Origin of the sequence: Mycobacterium sp. UM_WGJ (assembly GCF_000455125.1) — a bacterium.
Lineage (GTDB): Bacteria > Actinomycetota > Actinomycetes > Mycobacteriales > Mycobacteriaceae > Mycobacterium.
Genome location: NZ_AUWR01000035.1, coordinates 47,843 through 68,621 on the forward strand (window position 1 = coordinate 47,843; position 20,779 = coordinate 68,621).

The following is a 20,779-nucleotide window of genomic DNA, read 5'->3' on the forward strand; positions in this document are numbered from 1 at the left end:
GGGTGAGCATGGGCAGTACCCGAAATCCGGCGACGGGGACCGCAGCGGTCAGTGATCCAGCCGAGAACCCGCCGGCCTCGCGCACCGTCTGGCCGGGCGCCAGCGCGCCGCTCGGGGCCAGCTACGACGGCGGCGGAACCAACTTCGCCCTGTTCTCGGAGATCGCCGAGCGAGTCGATCTGTGCCTGATCGACGAAGACGGCGCGCAGACGTGCGTACCGCTCGAAGAGGTGGACGGCTACGTTTGGCACGCCTACCTGCCGACGGTGTCACCGGGACAGAACTACGGCTTTCGGGTACACGGGCCCTTCGACCCGCCGGCCGGACATCGCTGTGATCCCAGCAAACTGTTGCTGGACCCGTACGGCAGGGCGTTCACCGGCGACTTCGACTTCGAGCAGGCGCTTTTCTCCTACGACATGGCAGCCGGAGACGACCCGCCGCGGGCCGAGACTCTGCCCAGAGTCGACTCGCTCGGGCACACCATGACCAGCGTGGTGATCAACCCGTACTTCGACTGGGCAACCGATCGACCGCCGAAGACCCCGTACAACGAGACGATCATCTACGAGACCCACGTCAAGGGTATGACGCAGACCCATCCCGCTATCCCCGAGGAACTGCGCGGCACCTATGCCGGTCTGGCTCACCCGGTCGTCATCGACCACCTGCAGTCGCTCAATGTCACCGCTGTCGAGCTGATGCCGGTACACCAGTTCATGCACGACGACCGCTTGCTGCGGATGGGTCTGCGGAACTATTGGGGCTACAACACATTCGGGTTCTTCGCCCCGCACAGCCAATACGCGGCAAGCCGGCAGCCGGGGGCAGCGGTCGCGGAATTCAAGACCATGGTGCGCACCCTGCACGAAGCCGGCATCGAAGTGATCCTCGACGTGGTTTACAACCACACTGCCGAGGGCAACCACCTCGGGCCGACCATCAACTTCCGCGGAATCGACAATGCCGCCTACTACCGGCTTGTCGACGACGACCGAAGCATGTACATGGACTACACCGGCACCGGCAACAGCCTCAACGCGCGCCATCCGCACGCACTGCAGCTGATCATGGACTCACTGCGCTACTGGGTGACCGAGATGCACGTCGATGGGTTCCGCTTCGACCTGGCGTCGACCTTGGCCCGCGAATTCTATGATGTGGACCGCCTTTCGGCGTTCTTCGACCTGATTCAGCAGGACCCGGTGGTCAGCCAGGTCAAGTTGATCGCCGAGCCGTGGGACGTCGGCGAGGGCGGTTATCAGGTCGGCAATTTTCCCGGCCTGTGGACCGAGTGGAATGGAAAGTACCGCGACACCGTGCGCGACTATTGGCGTGGCGAACCGGAGACGTTGGGAGAGTTCGCCTCGCGGCTCACCGGCTCATCAGATCTCTACGAGGCCACCGGGCGCCGGCCGGGTGCCAGCATCAACTTCGTCGTCGCCCACGACGGATTCACCTTGCACGATCTGGTCTCCTACAACGAAAAACACAATGAGGCCAACGGCGACGACAACACCGATGGCGAGAGCCACAACCGGTCGTGGAACTGCGGTGTCGAAGGCCCCACCGATGATCCGGACGTCCAGGAACTACGGGCCCGTCAGATGCGCAACATCCTGGCCACCCTGCTGCTGTCCCAAGGCACACCGATGATCGCGCACGGCGATGAGCTGGGGCGCACTCAGCAGGGGAACAACAACACTTACTGTCAGGACTCCGAACTCTCCTGGATGGACTGGTCGCTGGCCGAGACCAATGCCGATCTGCTGGCCTTCACTCGCCGGGTGACGCAGCTTCGCAAAGAACATCCGGTGTTTCGCCGTCGCCGGTTCTTCGAGGGCCGCCCGGTACGCCACGACGGCGAGATCGGCGACATCGCCTGGTTCACCCCCGCCGGCCAGGAGATGAGTCAAGACGACTGGGACAACGGCTTCGACAAGTGCATCATGGTCTTTCTCAACGGAGAGGCGATCCGCGAGCCTGACATGCGCGGGCAGCGAGTGGTGGATGACTCGTTCCTGCTGTGCTTCAATGCGCACGAGGAGACGGTCGAGTTCGTCGTTCCCGGAAAGGATTACGCCCAAGAATGGACCACCGAATTGGACACCGCGGAGCCGGCACCCCCGGCTGAGCAGGCCGTGCAGCCTGGGGGCGAGCTGCCCGTCCCGGGGCGTTCGCTGCTCGTCCTGCGGAAAGTGCGCTGACGCATGGCCAGCCCGGTGCTGTCCACCTACCGGTTGCAGCTGCGGGGCGCAGAAAGCGGGTTCACGTTCACCTTCGCGGACGCCGAGAATCTACTCGACTATTTCGATGCACTTGGCATTTCGCACCTTTACCTCTCGCCGATCATGACGGCGGTGCGCGGATCGACACACGGCTACGACGTCGTCGATCCGACCACCGTCTCTGCGGAACTGGGTGGCGCGCAGGGGCTGGCGCGGCTGTCAGCGGCCGCGCGTGCCCGCGGCATCGGCCTGATCGTCGATATCGTGCCCAATCACGTCGGGGTACAACGGCCGGAGCAGAACCCATGGTGGTGGGACGTGCTGAAGCACGGCCGATCCTCCCGGTACGCCGCGTTCTTCGACATCGATTGGGGCCTCGGTGACGGCCGAATCATTCTGCCGGTACTGGGCTCTGACGGCGATACTGCCGACCTGACCGTGGATGGCGAGTCCCTACGCCTGGGTGACCTGGTGTTTCCGATCGCACCCGGAACCGGCGCCGGCAGCGGCGCCGAAGTCCACGATCGCCAGCACTATCGACTGGTCGGCTGGCGCAGCGGTAGCTGTGGCTACCGCCGCTTCTTTTCGATCACGTCGTTGGCCGGCCTGCGTCAGGAGGATCGAGCGGTTTTCGACGCCTGGCACGCCGAGCCGGCGCGCTGGTTCGACGCTCAGCTCATCGATGGCGTGCGGGTCGATCACCCGGATGGCCTGTCGGATCCGCAGGGATATCTGCACCGGCTGCGCGCGCTGATCGGACCGGATGCCTGGATCGTCGTCGAAAAGATTCTGGCCGTTGACGAGGCGCTCGATCCCAGCCTGCCGGTCGCCGGCTCCACCGGTTACGACGCACTACGGGAGATCGGTGGGTTGTTCATCGACCCCAACGGTGAGCCGGCGCTGACCGAGCTGTGTGAAACCGCCGGTGTCGACTACCGCGCGATGCCGAACCTGCTGGCCGAGCAGAAGGAGCTCGCGGCTGCCGAGACGCTGGGCAGCGAGCTGGCGCGGCTATGTCGTTGTGTGGTGAGCGCTACCGGCGCCGAGCATCCGCTGTTGTCCGATGCCATCGTGGCCTTGCTCGGTCACATCGGGGTGTATCGCAGCGACTATCCCGGGTTGGCGACGATAGTGCCGGTGGCGCTAGCACATACGCTGGCGCAGCAGCCAGAACTCGACGAGCCGCTTGCACTGCTCGCGGCTGCGCTGGCCGACGGTGGGGAAGCAGCGGTGCGGCTGCAACAGCTGTGCGGAGCGGTGACCGCCAAGGCGACCGAAGACTGCCTGTTCTACCGGGATGCCAGGCTGGTGTCGCTCAACGAAGTCGGCGGCAGCCCGCAGTATTTCGGTGTGGGCTCGGCCGAGTTTCATCATCGGGCCGCCACGCGGGCTCGGCACTGGCCGCACACGATGACCACGCTGTCCACCCACGACACCAAACGCGGCGAGGATGTCAGGGCACGCATCGGCGTGTTGTCGCAGGTGCCGTCGTTGTGGGCGGAGTTCGTCGCTCGTTGGGAATCGAGGGCTCCCTCACCCGATCTGGCCACCGGGCTCTTCCTGTGGCAGAACATCTTCGGGGTGTGGCCACTCGACGGTCGAGTGAGCACGGCAGTGCGCGAGCGACTGCATGCCTATGCCGAAAAGGCGGTTCGCGAGGCGGACCGGCGGACATCGTGGCACGATCCCGACGCAGCGTTCGAGGGCGCGCTGCACCAGTGGCTCGACGACATCCTCGATGGTCCTATCGCGCAGGAACTGACCGAGTTCGTCGCCGAACTCGCTCCGCACATCGACAGCGACATCCTGGGGCAGAAACTGCTGTCCTTGACCGTCCCCGGCGTCCCGGACGTCTATCAGGGCACCGAGCTCTGCGATGACAGCTTGGTCGACCCGGACAATCGGCGGCCGGTCGACTACGGTGCACGCCGCGCAGCGCTGGAGGCCTTGCATCACCCGAAAATGCGGGTGGTCGTTGCGGCACTGCGAATGCGGCGAGCCCGTCCCGACAGCTTCCTGCGCGGCGGCTACCACCCGGTGCAGGCGTCAGGACCGGCGTCAGAACATCTCGTGGCCTTTCGCCGGGGCGACGACGTGGTGGTGGCGGTCAGCCGTTGGACGGTGCGCCTGCAGGGCACCGGATGGGGCGATACGGCTCTCCCGCTGCCCCCCGGGACGTGGTCTGACGCGCTCTCCGGCGCCAGCCACAACGGAATGGTGCGAGCAGTCGAGCTGTTCGCCGAACTGCCGGTTGTGCTGCTGGAGCGTGTCGATGACTGAGTTCGCCGTCTGGGCACCAACCCCGGCAGTCGTGGGTCTCGATGTCGACGGGGTAGCGCATCCGATGGACCGTTCCGACGGTGGGTGGTGGCGGGCGAGGCTCGACGTGGCGCCCGATGCCCGCTACGGGTTTCTGCTCGATGACGACCCGCAGGTTCTCCCCGATCCGCGGTCGGCCCGCCAGCCCGACGGCGTGCACGCGCGCTCGGCGGTGTGGGACGAGGAGAGCCTGACCTGGACCGACCACGACTGGGCGGGACGGCCCGTCGAAGGTGCGGTGATCTATGAAATGCACGTCGGCACTTTCACGCCCGCCGGCACCTTCGATTCCGCCGTCGCCAAACTGGATCACCTGGTCGACCTGGGTGTCGACTTCGTCGAACTCATGCCGGTCAACGCCTTTTCCGGCACGCACGGCTGGGGCTATGACGGGGTGCTGTGGTACGCCGTGCATGAGCCCTACGGCGGCCCGAACGGCTTGGCGCGCTTTGTCGATGCCTGCCACGGCCGGGGCCTGGGGGTACTGATCGACGTCGTCTTCAACCACCTGGGTCCGTCCGGCAACTACCTTCCCCGCTTCGGGCCGTATCTGTCGGGGGCACATAACCCGTGGGGCAATGCCATCAACATCGATGGCCCGGATTCCGACGAAGTGCGCCGCTACATCATCGACTGTGCGCTGCGCTGGATGCGGGTGTTCCGCGTCGATGGCCTACGGCTGGATGCCGTACACGCGCTGGTGGACACCACAGCCATCAATATTCTCGAAGAGCTGGCGGCCGAAACCGATGCGCTTGCCGCGCGGTTGGGGCGTCCGCTGTCACTCATCGCGGAAAGTGACCGCAACGATCCGCGCACCGTCACCCGCCGCGAAGACGGTGGCTACGGGATCACCGCGCAATGGGATGACGACATCCACCACGCCATCCACACCGCGGTATCCGGTGAGCGGCAAGGCTATTACGCCGATTTCGGCAGCATGGCCACTTTGGCGACCACCCTGCGTAACGGCTTTTTCCATGCGGCCACGTACTCCTCGTTTCGCCGCCGGCGGCACGGGCGTCCGCTGCCGATCTCGCAGATTCCGGCCACCCGCCTGTTGGCCTATACGTGCACCCACGATCAGGTCGGCAACCGAGCGCTCGGCGACCGTCCGTCGCAGAACCTGACGGCCGGGCAACTCGCGGTAAAGGCTGCACTGGTACTGCTGTCGCCCTACACCGCAATGCTTTTCATGGGAGAGGAGTGGGGCGCGCGTACCCCTTTTCAGTTCTTCACCGCACATGAGGACCCGCAGGTGGCACGCGCCACCGCCGAGGGCCGCAAAGCCGAATTCGCCGAGCACGGCTGGGATGCCGACGACATCCCCGACCCGCAGGATCCCGAAACCTACCAGCGGTCCAAGCTGGCCTGGCGCGAGCTCGAGGAGCAACACCACCTGCGGCTGTTGCGCCTCTACAGGTCGCTGATCGGACTTCGCGCTGAAGTCGGTCCGGCCGGACCTTGGTTGAGCCAGCTGGTGATCGACTACGACGAGGGCCGGCGATGGCTCGTCATGCACCGCGGTCCGCTCCTGGTGGCGTGCAATCTCAGCGAGGACACGGTGAGCGTGCCGGTCCACGGCGAGCTGGTACTGGCGTGGGGATCACCGGCGGTCGGGCCTGAGACCACCCGACTGCCCGGGCATTCGTTCGCGGTCCTGCGACCGGCTCCATGAGCTCCCTACCGACGCTGTAGGGCCCGCAACTCGTTCCTGCGCAGCATTGTGGCCGCTGTCACGTAGTGCTTCGCTCGGCGGATCGGACCTGGTCAGCGAAGGTGGCCGGCGATACTGCAGGAATATCGCAACGCGTGGTAATGGTGACGAAATGATCTTGAAACCTGCGGGCGGCAGGGTGACGACGAGGCTCGCAACCGCAGGAGGTGACCTTCCATGCCCGCGCAAAACGACTCCCAGCATGCAGAGGTCGTCTCCACGCTGTGTGCCTACTGCGGGGTCGGATGCGGCCTGGTGCTGCAGGTCGAGACCGACGCGGTCACCGGGCGCCGCCGGGTAGTCAAATCCAGCGGTGACCCATCCCACCCGACCAACTCCGGCCGGCTGTGCACCAAGGGTGCCACCACCGCGGATCTGCTCGCCGCGCCCGGCCGACTGGCGTCCGCGTTCATGCGGCCCGGCCGCGACGAGCCCGTCGAACCGACTGACATCGATACCGCCATCACCCACTGCGCCGGCCGGTTGCGGGCGATCATCGACGAGCAAGGACCCGACGCCGTAGCGCTCTACGTTTCCGGGCAGATGTCCACCGAGGCGCAGTACCTGGCGAACAAGCTCGCCAAGGGCTTTATCGGCACCAACCAGATCGAGTCCAACTCGCGACTGTGTATGGCCAGCGCCGGCAGCGGCTACAAGCAGTCACTCGGCGCCGACGGGCCGCCCGGCTCCTATCAGGACTTCGATCACGCCGACGTGTTCCTCGTGATCGGCGCGAATATGGCCGACTGCCACCCGATTCTGTTCCTGCGGATGATGGACCGCGTCAAGGCCGGCGCCAAGCTGATCGTCGTCGATCCACGTCGCAGTGCCACCGCGGAGAAGGCCGACCTGTACTTGCAGATCGCACCCGGAACCGATCTGGCGCTGCTCAATGGGCTGCTGCATCTGATCGTCGCGAATGGCCACACCGACGACGAGTTTATCGCCGAGCACACGCAGGGCTGGGAGGTCATGCCCAGCTTCCTTGAGCAGTTCACGCCGGAGGCGGTGGCTGAGCTCACCGGACTCTCCGAAGCTGACATTCGCACTGCCGCAGCATGGATCGGCGAGGCGGACAACTGGATGAGTTGCTGGACGATGGGACTCAACCAGAGCACCCATGGAACCTGGAACACCAACGCCATCTGCAATCTGCACCTGGCCACCGGGGCGATCTGCAAGACGGGCAGCGGACCGTTCTCCCTGACCGGTCAGCCCAACGCGATGGGTGGCCGAGAAATGGGCTACCTGGGCCCAGGACTGCCAGGCCAGCGCAGCGTCGTCTCGGCCGACGACCGAGAATTCGTCGAGGACATCTGGGATATCCCACGCGGCTCGCTGCGCGCCGAGCTGGGCACCGGCACCATCGACATGTTCTCGCGGATGGCCGACGGCCAGATCAAGGCGTGCTGGATCATCTGCACCAACCCGGTTGCGACGGTGGCGAATCGGAAGACCGTGCTGGAAGGGCTGGAACGGGCCGAGCTGGTGATCGCCCAGGATGCCTTCGCCGACAACGAGACTGCCGCCTACGCCGACGTGCTGTTGCCGGCTGCGCTGTGGAGTGAGTGTGACGGAGTGATGGTCAACTCCGAGCGCAATCTCACGCTCTTTCAAAAGGCGGTCGACCCGGTCGGCCAATCGCTGCCGGACTGGCAGATCATCGCCCGCATCGCGGCAGAGATGGGATACGCCAAGGCGTTCGACTACTCGAGCGCTGAGGAGGTGTTCGAAGAGATCAAACTATTCGCCAACCCCAAGACCGGCTACGACCTACGCGGCATCAGCTACGAGCGATTGCGCCGGACGCCGATTCAGTGGCCCTGCCCGCCGGAGAGTACGCGAGATCGCCACCCCATCCGCTATCTCAACGACGGGGCGAGTCAGACGCGGCTGGTCCGCGAAGACGGCAGCGTGCCGCGGTTGGCTTTCGCGACCGAGTCCGGCCGCGCGGTCTTCTGCGCCCGCCCGCATCTGCTGCCCGCCGAGATGCCCGATGACGACTATCCGTACCTGCTCAACACCGGACGGCTGCCGCATCAGTGGCACACCATGACCAAGACCGGAAAGGTCGCCAAGCTCAACAAGCTCAATCCGGGCCCGTTCGTGGAGATCCACCCCGACGACGCCGTCCGGCTGGGCATCGTCGACGACGACCCGGTGGAGATCGCCTCGCGCCGGGGCCGGGCCGTGCTGCCGGCGGTGGTCACCGACCGGGTGCGTCCGGGGAACTGCTTCGCGCCGTTTCACTGGAATGACGTCTTCGGTGAGTACCTGTCGATCAACGCCGTCACCAATGACGCCGTTGACCCGACATCGCAACAGCCTGAGTACAAGGCATGTGCGGTGACCTTGGCCAAGGTGGTGGTCGAATCGCCGCGCGAGCTGGAAGCACCCCCTACGTCGCAGGCCGGCCAGGTCAGCTTGGACCGGGTGGACACCCTCATCGAATTATTCGGGCTCAGTGGGGAATCGGTGACCACCGTGCCCTCATTCGCTCCCATGGAGCGCATCTATCTGAGTGGGTTGCTGACCGCGCTCCGGACCGAGGCGGGGCGCAGCGCAACCGGTGTGCCGACGGTGCCGGCCAATGCCCCGCTGGAGCCGGCCACCCGCATGTGGGTCGACGGCCTGCTGGCCGGGCTGTACTCCCGGCACCCAACGCCGGCGAGCCTGCCGGCCGAGGGGTTGCGCCCAGAGTCGATCGTGGTGCTGTGGGCCTCGCAGACCGGCAACGCCGAAGAGGTGGCCGCCCGCTGCGCGGCCCACCTCGGCGAGGCCGGACTGCCGGTCGCCTTGCACACGATGAACGACTTCCCGGTGACCGGCCTGTCGGCAACCCGACAGCTGATCGTGGTCTCCAGCACCACCGGTGACGGTGACCCGCCCGACAACGGCGCTGCCCTGTGGGAAGAGCTGTCCGGTGACGGGACACCACAACTCACCGACACGCGCTACGCCGTGTTGGCGCTGGGTGACTCCAACTACGACGACTTCTGTGGTTATGGACGCAAACTCGACACCCGGCTGGCCGAACTCGGCGCCACCCGAATCCTGGACCGTGTCGACTGCGAGCCGGATTACGACGACGCCGTGGACGAATGGTTCAGAACGCTGCGCGGGGCGCTGAGCGCCGCGCCGACTCCGGCTGTGACGCAGGGTGCGACGCCCGTGGCTGCCCGCTCGTTGAGGGCACCGGGCCGGTACAGCAGGAAGAACCCGCTGCTCACCAGGCTGATGCGCAACACCGTGCTCAGCGGCCCGGGTTCGACGAAGGAGGTGCGGCAGCTGGTGTTCGCACTCCCGGAAAAGACGCTGAGCTATCAGGCCGGTGATGCACTCGGGGTGTGGCCACGCAACAGCACCGCGCTGGTAGAAGAATGGCTGACGGTGACCGGCGTCGACGGCACGCACGTCGTCGAAGTCGCCGGCCACGGTTCGATGCCGTTGCGGCAGGCGCTGGTCGAACGATTCGAAATCGCCCGTATCACCGGTGATTTGCTGCGGTTCGTGGCGCAGCACAGCCAAGATCGCGAGCTCGCCGACCTGTTGCGGCCGGAGAACAAGGCTGCGCTGGCGGATTGGATGTGGGGTCGCCAGTCAGTGGATGTGCTGGCCGCAACTCCGATTCGGGCCGCCGTCGACGACTGGCTCGGCGTCCTCAAACCGCTGACACCGCGGATGTACTCGATTTCGTCGGCATGTGTCGACAACCCCGGCGAGGTGCACGTGACGGTAGGCGCGGTGCGCTATGAGTGCCGGGGCGTGCCGCGCGGCGGCGTGTGCTCCACATATCTGGCGGACCGAAGCGACGATGCCGAGATCGGCATATTCGTACAGCCCGCCAACCATTTCCGGCCGCCGGCGGACCCCGACGCCCCGATGATCATGATCGGGCCGGGCACCGGCGTCGCACCGTTCCGCGGCTTCCTGCAGCAGCGCCGCGCGCTCGGGCATCGCGGCCGGAACTGGTTGTTCTTCGGCGAACGCAATGCCGCCACCGATTTCTACTATCGCGATGAGCTCAGGGACATGCACGCCAGCGGTTTTCTCACCGAACTCGATCTGGCTTTCTCCCGCGATCAGCCCGAGAAGGTCTACGTACAAGACTTGCTCCGCGCTCGCGGCGCCGAAGTGTGGGAGTGGTTGCAGGACGGCGCACACCTCTACGTGTGTGGCGATGCCAGCCAGATGGCCAAGGAGGTCGACCGCGCGATCTGCGATATCGCCGCGCGACATGGGTTGCTCGCACGAGACGCCGCGAAAGCCCATGTGCGGGCGCTGTCATCCGCCGGTCGCTACCAGCGCGACGTGTACTGAGTGCCTGGGGGTCAGAACACGGTCTGGGCGCAGGTGGACGGCGTGGTCAGGTTCACTCCGGCGTAGACCACCTGCACGTGAGTGCAGACGATCACGTTGGCGTCGGTCTTGGGGCGCCCGGTGGAGTATTCCAGGACGTCGATGCTGCCGTTGGTCTGGTATTTCTCCGGCGGGCCCTCGCCGTAGTACATCGACTGGATCACCGCGCCGGTGCCGTCCTTGAACACCTTGGTGCCCGGGCCGCCACGGTCTTTGAACCAGCCCTCACCGCCGTCGGTGTGTACATCCAGATAGGCGGTGCGCTTCGACGAGCGGATCTCGGTGCTCTGGCGGGCCCACAGATCCGGCGGGAACCCGGTCATGCCCTCGGGCGTCTGCAGCTGCACCCCGACGGTGAACCGGCACAGCGGGGGAGCGCTGCAGTCGACCCAGCTGTGAGTCTGCAGTTGATCGGCGTCATTGACCGGGAACAACGTGGTCTTGGTGTCACTGGCCGCCGACGCAGTCGCGGCCGGGATCAGCGCCGCCAGCAACGTCAACGCGGCCGGGATCATCAGCAACCGCTTCATGTCGCACCAACCTAGACCGGACATCACTCGTCGTAGGTCACTTCCACCGAATCGGTCTCCGGGTGGGCTTGGCAGGCCAGGATCAGCCCTTCGGCGAGGTCCTGGGGTTCCAGTACGTCGTTGATCTCCATGGTGACCTTGCCCTTTTTGAGCTCGCAGGCGCAGGCCCCGCAGTGACCCTCCCGGCAGGAGAATGGGGCATCGAGTCCCTTGTCGAGCAGCAGGTCGAGCAGCTTGACGTGCCGCGGCCATTCCAGCTCGTGCTTCTCGCCGTCCAGCTCGACGACGACGCTGGCCGGCGCGGCAGCCTGCTCGCCTTCCGGGGCGTCGGCGATCTTGACCGCGGCGAAGGGGTCGCTGTCCAGCGACTTGAACACCTCGAGGTGGACCTGCTCGGCCGGCACCTTGCAGGCATCCAGGGCTTCGCGGGCGGCCTGCATGAACGGGCCGGGGCCGCAGATGAAGACCTGGCGGTCGGTGTAGGGGGCGGCCAGCTGCGCCAACGCGGCGCGGCTCGGCAGGCCCTGGACCGACTCCAGCCAGTGCACGACAGTCAGCCGGTCGGGGTACTTGTCGACCAGCTCGCGCAGTGCGGCGCCGAAGATCACCGAACGCTCATCGCGGTTGGCGTAGACCAGGACCACCTTGCCGCTGCCCTGTGACAGCGCCGACTTGCAGATCGCCATCATCGGGGTGATCCCGCTGCCGGCGGCCAGCAGCAGAAAGTCGCTGTCCAGGGATTTCGGCACGAAGGTGCCCGACGGTGCCAGCACGTGGATGCGCATGCCGGCGTGCGCGTTGTCGCACAGCCAGTTCGACGCGTAGCCGTCGGCGGTCCGCTTGACGGTGACCGCCAGCGAGTCATCGGTGAACGGCGAACTGCACAGCGAGTAGCAGCGGGCCACCGAGCCGGTCTGGTCGCTGGGGATCCGCAGCGTCAGGAACTGGCCCGGCGAGTACTTCAACCGCTGCTCGGGGATCTCCGGGTCGTCCGGCCCGTCGGGCACGCCGAACACCAGCGAGCGTGCGTCGTCGGTCTCGGTGACGACTTCGGTGATCTGCAGTTCCAGGACGTGAGCACCGAGTGGTTCGTCCGGAATGGTCTCCGTCACGGGCCGCCCTTCATCTTCGGTCATAACTAGAACAGGTTACAGAAAAGTGGTCCGGTATTGCTACCAGCTGCAGGAACACCCGCTCGACACAAATCGGAACGTGTTCTAATCTCACTCTAGGCTGGTTGGAAAACGGGCCGGAAGAACCTGTTCACTTCTGGGAGGCAATCTAGTGACGTCCATTCAACAGCGTGACGCGCAGTCGGTGTTGGCCGCCATCGACGACCTTCTGCCGCAGTTGCGTGAGCGTGCCCAGGAGACCGAAGACCTACGCAAGCTGCCCGACGCCAACGTCGCGGCGCTCGAGGACGTCGGTTTCTTCCGGCTGCTGCAGCCCGAGCAGTGGGGCGGCCTGCAGTGCGACCCGACCCTCTTCTACGAGGCGGTGCGCCGGCTGGCCAGTGCGTGCGGCTCCACCGGCTGGGTCGCCGGAATCATCGGCGTGCACAACTGGCACCTGGCGCTGTTCGACCAGCAGGCCCAGGAAGACGTCTGGGGTGAGGACACAAACGTCCGGATCTCCTCGTCCTACGCCCCGATGGGCGCCGGGGTCGTCACCGAGACCGCCGACGGCTACATCGTCAACGGTTCGTGGAACTGGTCGTCGGGCTGCGACCATGCCACCTGGGCGTTCCTGGGCGGTCCGGTGATCAAGGACGGCAAGCCGGTCGACTTCGGCAGCTTCCTGATCCCGATCTCCGACTACCGCATCGACGACGTCTGGCACGTGGTGGGCCTGCGCGGCACCGGCAGCAACACCGTCGTGGTCAAGGACGCCTTCGTGCCGCGGCACCGTTTCTTGTCCTACCGGGCGATGAACGACGGCACCGCCGGCGGCTACCAGACCAACACCGCGCCGGTCTACAAGATGCCGTGGGGGACCATTCACCCGACCACCATCTCGACGCCGATCATGGGCATGGCCTACGGCGCCTACGAGGCGCACGTCGAGCACCAGGGCAAGCGGGTGCGCGCGGCGTTCGCCGGTGAGAAGGCCAAGGACGACCCGTTCGCCAAGGTCCGGATCGCCGAGGCCGCCAGTGACATCGACGCCGGCTGGCGTCAGCTGATCGGCAACGTCGGCGACGAGTACGCGCTGCTGGCCGCCGGTCAGGAGATCCCGTTCGAGCTGCGGGCCCGGGCGCGACGTGACCAGGTCCGGGCCACCGGCCGGGCCATCGCCTCCATCGACCGGCTCTTCGAGGCGGCCGGTGCCACCGCGCTGTCCAACGACGCACCGGTGCAGCGGTTCTGGCGCGACGCGCATGCAGGTCGGGTGCACGCCGCCAACGACCCGGAGCGCGCGTACATGATCTTCGGCAACCACGAGTTCGGGTTGCCGCCCGGCGACACCATGGTCTGATCGAACTGGACCTGGCTGGGACATAGACGAGCTTGCTGGAGGTATCACCGATGACTATCCGTTCGCTGGGCTACCTGCGAATCCAGGCCACCGACATGGCGGCCTGGCGGGACTTCGGCCTGAAAGTCCTCGGCATGGTCGAGGGATCCGGTGCCACCGAGGGTGCGCTGTACCTGCGGATGGACGAGTTCCCCGCCCGGCTGGTGGTCGTGCCCGGGGACTCCGACCGGTTGCTGGTATCCGGTTGGGAATGCGCCAACGCCGCAGGGCTGCAGGAGATTCGGCAGCGCCTGGACGCCGAGGGCACGCCCTACAAGGAAGCCACTTCCGCTGAGTTGGCCGAGCGCAGCGTCCAGGAGATGATCGCGTTCGACGACCCGTCGGGCAATAACCTGGAGGTCTTCCACGGGGTGGCGCTGCAGCACCGCCGCGTGGTCAGCCCCTACGGCCACCGGTTCGTCACCGAGGAGCAGGGCCTGGGCCACGTGGTGCTGTCGACCAAGGACGACGCCGAGGCGCTGCACTTCTACCGCGATGTGCTCGGCTTCCGGCTGCGGGACTCGATGCGGCTGCCGCCGCAGATGGTCGGCCGCCCCGCTGACGGCGACCCGGCCTGGCTGCGATTCTTCGGCTGCAACCCGCGCCACCACAGCCTGGCCTTCCTGCCCATGCCGACTCCGACCGGAATCGTGCACCTGATGGTCGAAGTGGAGAGCGCCGACGATGTCGGGCTCGCACTGGACCGCGCCTACCGTCGCAAGGTGCCGATGGCCGCCACCCTGGGACGGCACGTCAACGACAAGATGCTGTCGTTCTATATGAAGGCGCCCAGCGGTTTTCAGATCGAGTTCGGCTGCGAGGGCCTGGAGGTCGACGACGACGACTGGGTGGCCCGGGAGAGCACCGCGGTCAGCCTGTGGGGACACGACTTCACTGTGGGTATGCAGTAGCAGTGACTGACGACCTCGCGATCGACCCGCGTGCGTTCCGCAACGTACTCGGCCAGTTCTGCACCGGCATCACGATCATCACCACCGTGGATGGCGACGCGCCGGTCGGCTTCGCCTGCCAGTCGTTCGCCGCGCTGTCGCTGGACCCGCCGCTGGTGCTGTTCTGCCCCACCAAGCAGTCGCGGTCCTGGCAGGCCATCGAATCCAGCGGAAAGTTCTGCGTCAACATTCTGGCCGAGGAGCAGAAGGACGTCTGCGCCCGCTTCGGCTCCCGTGAACCGGACAAGTTCGCCGGCGTGGACTGGAAGCCGTCCCCACTGGGGTCGCCGATCCTGGGCGGATCGCTGGCCCACATCGACTGCACGGTGGCCTCAGTGCACGACGGCGGCGACCACTTCGTGGTGTTCGGCGCGGTGCAGTCGCTGTCAGATGTCCCGGAGGTGAAGCCGCGGCCGCTGCTGTTCTATCGCGGCGACTACACCGGCATCGAGCCGGACAAGACCACTCCGGCGCACTGGCGCGACGACCTGGAGGCGTTCCTCACCGCCACCACCGACGACACCTGGCTGTAATTTCCGTCCTCGAGTGTGAATCCCGCGACGCCGACGCGGCGTGTCGCGCCCTGAGATTCGCCCGCGCGGGGCGGGCCGTTGCCTACCATGCACCGGGTGAAGCGACTTGGCTGGTCGGCGGTGGCGACTCTCGCCTATGCCGCGGTGATGTTGGTGCTGGAGCGCGGGATGCGAAAGACGGGCGGCCCCGGCATCATCGGCTTTGAGCTGGCCGGCAATGCCGAACGAGTCCAGGAGATCTTGGCCGTCTGGGGAGACGAGGGCGGTCGGTGGGCGCGCTGGTCTCTGTGGCTCGACTTCGGTTACATGCTGACCTACGGAACCTTGGGGCTGTTGCTCATCGAGCGTGCCCGAAGTCGCCACGGGCATCCGATCATGTTGCGGCTGTTGCCGATCGGTGCGGTGGCCGGCGACGCGATCGAGGGCGTGGCGCTGCTCAAGGTGCTCGACGGCGCCGACATCGACGTGAACGCCCGGCGTGCGCGTGGCGCGGCGCTTGCCAAGTTCGCCCTGTTAGCGGTGGGGCTGGTCTACACCGTCATCGGGGGAGTTCGCCGGCGGTCATAAGCCGTGCCAGCATCGCTGATGTTCGGCGTGGGTGCGTAGATACGCCCCGGGTGAGTACATCTCGTCGTAGAAATCGGTGTCCAGATGCTGGGCCTGCAGATACATCAGCACATGCACCGTCGGGACGGTGCCCGGCAGTTTCCCGAACGTGTCGTAGATGTAGGACGCCTCGCAGGTGACCAGTTCGGCGATGCGGTCCGGTGCCAGTGCCGATCCGCGCACGGCCCGGCTGTCTGACCACGGACCCGGGGTGTCGGGGTGCGACGGACCGCCGGGCCCGAATTTGCGGGCCACCAGCTTTTGCACACCCTGCGCGACCGAGGCGACATGCGGCGGGCTCAGCGTCTCGAAGTGACCGGGTAACCCGGTGACATTCGGGAACGGCCAGCGCGGATCGGTGTCGGCGACAAAACCCAGTCCGGGGGCACGCGGGTCACCGGAGCCGCCCAGCACCGACAACCGGTCCAGACCGTCGAAGATCCAGCCGCCCAAGCCCATTGCCTGCAAGCCCAGCGCTCCGTTATGGGCCGCGATGGACAACTCCGCACTGGCCTCGGTCAGGGTGTACTGCTCCACGAACGACAGCGGTATCGGGTCGTCGGCATGCGCCAAACCGGAAAACGACTGTATGCCGGGTATTTCGCGACCATGGACGTCGTCGCGGATCGGATAGCCGTTGGCCGCGAAGAACCACAGGTTCTCCAGCAGATGTTCGGCCAGGTCAGCCACATTGAAGGCCAACAGACTGCCCGGGTGGTTGCCGATCCAGGTGTTGTGGCCCTCCATGTAGGGCTCTTCACGGGGTAGTTCCAGCCGGGACTCCGAAATCCGGACATAGGAATCGGCGGTATGGCCGATCCACTCTTCGATGCTGTCGAACTCGCGTGGTTCTTGATCGCGGGTGGGCAGCAGATAGCAGCCGGTGTCGTCGGTGAAGAACAGCTGGCTGGTGTGAAAGCCGGCCGCCGACGGCAGGGCGCGCCCGGTGGCGCTGCCGGGATAGTTCGGCAGCGCCGGGGCGTACCCGGGATGGTGCGCGATCCCGTCATGCCAGCCGGTGGTGCCGGCCATCAGCGACAACAGCAGGGCTCGCTCGACCTCGGACAGCGGCTGCACCGGACGGCGGCTGGTGTAGGCCAGCGCACCGGCTGGAATGGCGCCGCCCACGGGGAACCGTCGCGACCGGCGTCCGGTGATGGCGGCGAACAGCCCGAAACCGGCCGCCTGCGCCAGCGCGGCCCGTTCCTGTTCAGTGATCGCCAGGGCCATTGCCCAGGCCTACTTGCTGACGGTCTCCAGCAGCATGGCCAGCTGGGTCGGCGAGACCGCGATCCCGCACTGGTTCTTCAGGTCGGTGAGCGGCTGGGCGATGCCCTGCAGGGTCGACAGCTGGTCGAGGTGGCCGATGAAGTAGCCCTGAACCGAGGACTTGGCCTGGTCCGCGGGCATGGTGGCCGCGTTGGTCAGCACGTCATTGGCCTCCGGGTGGTCGTGGAGGAACACACCCGCCTGGCCCAGCACGCCGCTGGCGGTACTGGACAGCCCGGCCGCGGTGCAGGAGGCGGGCGCGGCGTCGGCGGCGGGCGTGCTGGTGGTCAGTGCCGATGCGGCCACCGCACCGAGGATGCCGGCGGCTGCGGCGCCGAGCGCCAGGCCAGAAGTCGTGGAGATGCGCATAGCAGTGGTCCCTTCGATCAGGTATTTCCAGCTTGGAAGGTAAACCTACCGGAGCGGCAGCCACCCGCGGAGTCGGCGCAGGGCTTCGTCGATGTCGGCGGTCGGGCCGGCGAACGACAGCCGGACGAAGGTGTTGCCGCGTTCGGTGTCGAAGTCGACGCCCGGCGTCAGCGCGAGACCGGTGTCGGCCAGCAGGCGCGCGCAGAACGCCAGTGAGTCGTCGGTGTGCTCTGCGAGGTCCGCATAGACGTAGAACGCGCCGTCGGTGGGGGCCAACCGGTCGATGCCCATGCTCCGCAGTCCGCCGAGCAGCAGTTCCCGGTTGGCGGCGTAGTGCCGCAGGTGGCCGTTGGATTCTGCGATCGCCTCCGGCGTGAACGCCGCGACCGCCGCGTACTGGGCCAGCACCGGCGGGCAGATGGTGAAGTTGCCGGTCAGGCAGTCCACCGCACGGCGCAGTGCCGGCGGCACCAGCAGCCAGCCCAGCCGCCAGCCGGTCATCGCAAAGTACTTCGAGAAGCTGTTGGCCACCACCGCGTTCCGCGAAGTCTCCCAAGCACAGCTGGTCTGCGGTGCACCCTGGTAGACCAGGCCGTGGTAGACCTCGTCGCTGATCAGTCGCACACCGGCGGTGTCGCACCAGGCGGCGATCGCGGCCAGCTCCGCCGGTTCCAGCACAGTCCCGGTCGGGTTGGCGGGGCTGGCCACGATGACCCCTGCCAACGGTCCGGGAATCTCGGCGAGCATGGCGGCGGTGGGCTGGAAGCGGGTCTCGGGCCCGCACGGGATCTCGACCACCTCACAGCCCAGCGCGGTCAGGATGTTGCGATAGCAGGGATAGCCCGGGCTGGCGATCGCCACCCGATCGCCGGCGTCGAAACAGGCCAGAAATGCGAGCAGGAAGCCCCCGGACGAACCCGTGGTCACGACCACGTCGTCGGGGTCGACGCTCAGCCCGTAGCGGTCGGCATACGAGCCGGCGATGGCCGAGCGCAGCTCCGGGATGCCCAGTGCGACGGTGTAGCCCAGCGCATTGGCGTTCAGCGCCGCGGCGGCGGCGGCGCGCACCGGTTCGGGGGCGCCCACACTGGGCTGGCCGGCCGACAGATTCACCAGATCGCCATGGGTGCGTTGGCGTTCGGCCGCGGCCAGCCACACGTCCATCACATGGAACGGCGGAATGCCCGCGCGCAGCGCAACCCGGTCGGTCATGAGTCATCCTCCGTCATGATGCGGTGCAGGAAGCGGGTGGCGTCGGGCATAGCGGCGAGCACCGTGCCGGAATGGTCCTGGTCGGGGTAGATGTGCAGCTCGACATTCTGGCCGTTGTCGATCAGCTGCTGATACAGCGTTTGACTGGACCGGGGTGGCACGTCGGTGTCGAGCAGGCCGTGCCCCAACAAGATCGGCCGATCGTATCCGCCGGTGGGGGTGCCCATGAAGCCGTCGAGCGCCGCGCCGATCCCGTCCAGCGACGCCACCGGCGCGCTGAACAGCTCATCGATCCGGGTTCCGGCCGCCTGTCGGTCCAGGTCGGTCTTGCAGACGGTTTCGGCCCGATCTGCCAGCTCGCGCCCGCGAGGAGTCAGCACACTGTCGATGGGAATCTCGGGAAGCGCTTCGCGCAGCGCGGCCACGATGTATGAGGCGTAACTGATCGCGGCGGGAGGCACCGACTGCGGCGGCAGATCGGGTCCGGCCTCCATGACCAGCCGTTCGATGTTGGCCGGTGTGCCGGTGGCCACCACGCCTCGATAGTCCAGGCCGCTGCCGGCGGTGAGGCGGGTGGCCCACCACGCGCTGTTGATCGCCGCGCCGCCGCCCTGGGACTGACCCACGATCGCCCACTTGGGCGACAGCGGCAGGTCCATCTGGTGCACGGCTCGCACGGAGTCGATCACCGAGTGCGCTTCGGCGGCGCTGTTGAGATAGCTCATCAGCCCTGGCGTGCCGAGCCCGGCGTAATCGGTGCCGACCACCAGGTAGCCCTCGTCGAGCCAGTGCGACAGGTATTCGTTGTCGCGGGCGCTACGTGGCCGCGCCGACGGCGTGCAGTCGTCGCCGAGCCCGACGGTGCCGTGCGCCCATGCGATTAGCGGCCATCCGCCCGCCGGGGGCGCCCCGTGCGGAACGAAGACCGCCGCCGTGCTCACTGCGGGCCGGTCGTGTTGATCTGTCGTGGCGTACAGGATCCGGAATGCCTTGGCGGCGCCGGTCACCGACAGGGCCGGGTCCAGTGGCACCGTGGTGATCAGACCCCCTTCGGGGGGAATGGGGCCGGCATAGCTGCGCGCGTCAAGGCCCGACCACTGCGGCGCCGGCTCAGCGGCCGCGGGTGCGGCCAACACCAGGGCGGCCAGTCCGGCGGCCAACAGCGCATTGCGGCGCGGCGACCTCACTTGTTCAATCCGAGAAAGGTGAACGCCTCGGCCGCTTCGAAACTCGCCGATGTCTCGCCGGCGAAGACATTGCTGTCGTCGGAGCCGAGGGCGAGCTTGCGTACTGGGGCGCCTTCGTCGAAGTCCAGTTTGTTCAGGTCCACCCAGAACACGTTGGGGGTCAGCGCTGATTCGAAGCAATACAGCTTGCGGGTGTGGTGTGCGACGGTGCGCCACCGGGTGGAGGAGATGTTGGGCTCGTTCGGCGTGGAGATGCCGAACGGCACCGAAACATTGCGCACAACACTGAGTACCGACGCGAGCGCGATCTTGAGGTCCTCGGATTTCGGTATCGCGTTGACGTAGAACGAAGCCCGCGCGAAGCGATCCGCGGCCCGGTTGGTGCCCGGCAACATGACCGTGCCGCCCAGCTGCTCCCAGTAGGAGTTCACCGCAAGTTGTTGTTCGAAGATCGGCGAGTTCGTCATCACCTGATACTGGCGCCCGTGGTGGATGACCTGCTTGCCGTCAACGTATTCCACGATCGCACTGTCGCCTGTCGCGTCGGACAGGGACAGGTGCAGCGTGGCCAGGCGGTCCTCACCGGGCACGCCGTCGGTCACCACCTGGAACGCTTCGGCCTTCAGCGCGGCGACGGCTTCGGCCACGGTGGCGAAGTTGTCCAGGACATACTGGGCCCAGATGGAGATGCACAACCCGGGGCGGCTGCCGTCGTATTGCGGGTACACCGATTCGGCCAGCCAGAGCAGGTTCGCCGACAGACCGGCTTCGTTCAGTCCGTCGGTGGTGCAGATGTTGTAGCCGGTAGCCACCACGCTGCCGTACTTTGCGGTCCATTCGATGGAATTGGCCCCGGCCCGGCCGTCGCGCTTCACACCACGCGGCATCGACCACAGATCGGTCGCCAAATCCAGCTTCCAGTCCATCGATCGACCGGTGATGATGTTGCCGTTCGGGCCGAGGTAAACCAGGCGAGTACACATGCC

General features: G+C 66.6%; 15 protein-coding genes. 8 read left to right on the forward strand and 7 right to left on the reverse strand.

What is annotated here, in order from left to right:
• Nucleotides 1-8: 8 nt before the first annotated feature.
• From glgX to N416_RS24360, 4 genes are all read left to right on the forward strand, one after another.
• The gene (gene glgX / locus N416_RS0112220) at nt 9-2,207 is read left to right on the forward strand and encodes a glycogen debranching protein GlgX (RefSeq protein ID WP_024442392.1); all 2,199 of its coding nucleotides are present in this window, start codon (nt 9-11) and stop codon (nt 2,205-2,207) included.
• 3 nt (nt 2,208-2,210) lie between these two features.
• Nucleotides 2,211-4,508 (forward strand): malto-oligosyltrehalose synthase, encoded by a 2,298-nt coding sequence (gene treY, locus N416_RS0112225; RefSeq protein WP_024442393.1) that lies wholly within the window; start codon nt 2,211-2,213, stop codon nt 4,506-4,508.
• Nucleotides 4,501-6,225 (forward strand): malto-oligosyltrehalose trehalohydrolase, encoded by a 1,725-nt coding sequence (gene treZ / locus N416_RS0112230; RefSeq protein WP_024442394.1) that lies wholly within the window; start codon nt 4,501-4,503, stop codon nt 6,223-6,225. The genes treY and treZ overlap by 8 nt, the downstream gene beginning before the upstream one ends.
• Nucleotides 6,226-6,441: 216 nt before the next feature.
• Nucleotides 6,442-10,584: a bifunctional nitrate reductase/sulfite reductase flavoprotein subunit alpha gene (locus N416_RS24360; RefSeq protein WP_024442395.1), complete on the forward strand. Its 4,143-nt coding sequence runs from the start codon at nt 6,442-6,444 to the stop codon at nt 10,582-10,584.
• Nucleotides 10,585-10,595: 11 nt separating this feature from the next.
• On the opposite strand, the gene N416_RS0112240 is transcribed toward N416_RS24360, so the two are convergent.
• Both N416_RS0112240 and N416_RS0112245 read right to left on the reverse strand, forming a co-directional pair.
• Nucleotides 10,596-11,153, reverse strand: a complete 558-nt coding sequence (locus N416_RS0112240; RefSeq protein ID WP_024442396.1) for a hypothetical protein — start codon at nt 11,151-11,153, stop codon at nt 10,596-10,598.
• Between the two features lie 23 nt (nt 11,154-11,176).
• The gene (locus N416_RS0112245; RefSeq protein WP_024442397.1) at nt 11,177-12,265 is read right to left on the reverse strand and encodes a ferredoxin--NADP reductase; all 1,089 of its coding nucleotides are present in this window, start codon (nt 12,263-12,265) and stop codon (nt 11,177-11,179) included.
• Nucleotides 12,266-12,437: 172 nt separating this feature from the next.
• Between N416_RS0112245 and hsaA the strand changes: the two genes are divergently transcribed.
• The 4 genes from hsaA (at nt 12,438) to N416_RS22140 (ending at nt 15,717) form a co-directional block, all read left to right on the forward strand.
• A complete protein-coding gene (gene hsaA, locus N416_RS0112250; RefSeq protein WP_024442398.1) occupies nt 12,438-13,628 on the forward strand; it encodes a 3-hydroxy-9,10-secoandrosta-1,3,5(10)-triene-9,17-dione monooxygenase oxygenase subunit in 1,191 nt (396 codons plus the stop codon).
• 50 nt (nt 13,629-13,678) lie between these two features.
• A complete protein-coding gene (gene hsaC / locus N416_RS0112255; RefSeq protein ID WP_024442399.1) occupies nt 13,679-14,578 on the forward strand; it encodes an iron-dependent extradiol dioxygenase HsaC in 900 nt (299 codons plus the stop codon).
• A gap of 20 nt (nt 14,579-14,598) precedes the next feature.
• A complete protein-coding gene (gene hsaB, locus N416_RS0112260; protein ID WP_192830920.1) occupies nt 14,599-15,150 on the forward strand; it encodes a 3-hydroxy-9,10-secoandrosta-1,3,5(10)-triene-9,17-dione monooxygenase reductase subunit in 552 nt (183 codons plus the stop codon).
• A gap of 96 nt (nt 15,151-15,246) precedes the next feature.
• Nucleotides 15,247-15,717 carry a hypothetical protein gene (locus N416_RS22140; protein WP_155943358.1) on the forward strand — a complete coding sequence of 157 codons (471 nt, stop codon included), beginning with the start codon at nt 15,247-15,249 and terminating at the stop codon, nt 15,715-15,717.
• Here the strand turns inward: N416_RS22140 and N416_RS0112270 are convergent.
• The 5 genes from N416_RS0112270 to N416_RS0112290 are packed head-to-tail and all read right to left on the reverse strand — an operon-like array spanning nt 15,712 to nt 20,776.
• A complete protein-coding gene (locus N416_RS0112270) occupies nt 15,712-16,986 on the reverse strand; it encodes a hypothetical protein (protein WP_024442402.1) in 1,275 nt (424 codons plus the stop codon). The genes N416_RS22140 and N416_RS0112270 overlap by 6 nt on opposite strands.
• A 9-nt stretch (nt 16,987-16,995) precedes the next feature.
• Entirely contained in the window at nt 16,996-17,394 is a 399-nt protein-coding gene (locus N416_RS0112275; RefSeq protein ID WP_024442403.1) for a heme-binding protein, read from the reverse strand.
• Between the two features lie 45 nt (nt 17,395-17,439).
• Nucleotides 17,440-18,606, reverse strand: coding sequence for a pyridoxal phosphate-dependent aminotransferase (locus tag N416_RS0112280; protein ID WP_024442404.1), 1,167 nt, complete (start codon nt 18,604-18,606; stop codon nt 17,440-17,442).
• Nucleotides 18,603-19,793, reverse strand: a complete 1,191-nt coding sequence (locus N416_RS0112285; RefSeq protein WP_024442405.1) for a S9 family peptidase — start codon at nt 19,791-19,793, stop codon at nt 18,603-18,605. The genes N416_RS0112280 and N416_RS0112285 overlap by 4 nt, the downstream gene beginning before the upstream one ends.
• The gene (locus N416_RS0112290; RefSeq protein WP_024442406.1) at nt 19,790-20,776 is read right to left on the reverse strand and encodes a linear amide C-N hydrolase; all 987 of its coding nucleotides are present in this window, start codon (nt 20,774-20,776) and stop codon (nt 19,790-19,792) included. The genes N416_RS0112285 and N416_RS0112290 overlap by 4 nt, the downstream gene beginning before the upstream one ends.
• Between the last annotated feature and the right edge of the window lie 3 nt (nt 20,777-20,779).

Excerpts from the sequence above, each read along its gene's own strand:
- N416_RS0112270 (WP_024442402.1), bottom strand. The coding sequence starts at position 16,986 with ATGGCCCTGGCGATCACTGAACAGGAACGGGCCGCGCTGGCGCAGGCG.
- N416_RS0112280 (WP_024442404.1), bottom strand. The coding sequence starts at position 18,606 with ATGACCGACCGGGTTGCGCTGCGCGCGGGCATTCCGCCGTTCCATGTG.
- N416_RS0112290 (WP_024442406.1), bottom strand. The coding sequence starts at position 20,776 with ATGTGTACTCGCCTGGTTTACCTCGGCCCGAACGGCAACATCATCACC.
- glgX (WP_024442392.1), top strand. The coding sequence starts at position 9 with ATGGGCAGTACCCGAAATCCGGCGACGGGGACCGCAGCGGTCAGTGAT.
- N416_RS24360 (WP_024442395.1), top strand. The coding sequence starts at position 6,442 with ATGCCCGCGCAAAACGACTCCCAGCATGCAGAGGTCGTCTCCACGCTG.
- hsaC (WP_024442399.1), top strand. The coding sequence starts at position 13,679 with ATGACTATCCGTTCGCTGGGCTACCTGCGAATCCAGGCCACCGACATG.
- treZ (WP_024442394.1), top strand. The coding sequence starts at position 4,501 with ATGACTGAGTTCGCCGTCTGGGCACCAACCCCGGCAGTCGTGGGTCTC.
- treY (WP_024442393.1), top strand. The coding sequence starts at position 2,211 with ATGGCCAGCCCGGTGCTGTCCACCTACCGGTTGCAGCTGCGGGGCGCA.
- N416_RS0112275 (WP_024442403.1), bottom strand. The coding sequence starts at position 17,394 with ATGCGCATCTCCACGACTTCTGGCCTGGCGCTCGGCGCCGCAGCCGCC.
- N416_RS0112240 (WP_024442396.1), bottom strand. The coding sequence starts at position 11,153 with ATGAAGCGGTTGCTGATGATCCCGGCCGCGTTGACGTTGCTGGCGGCG.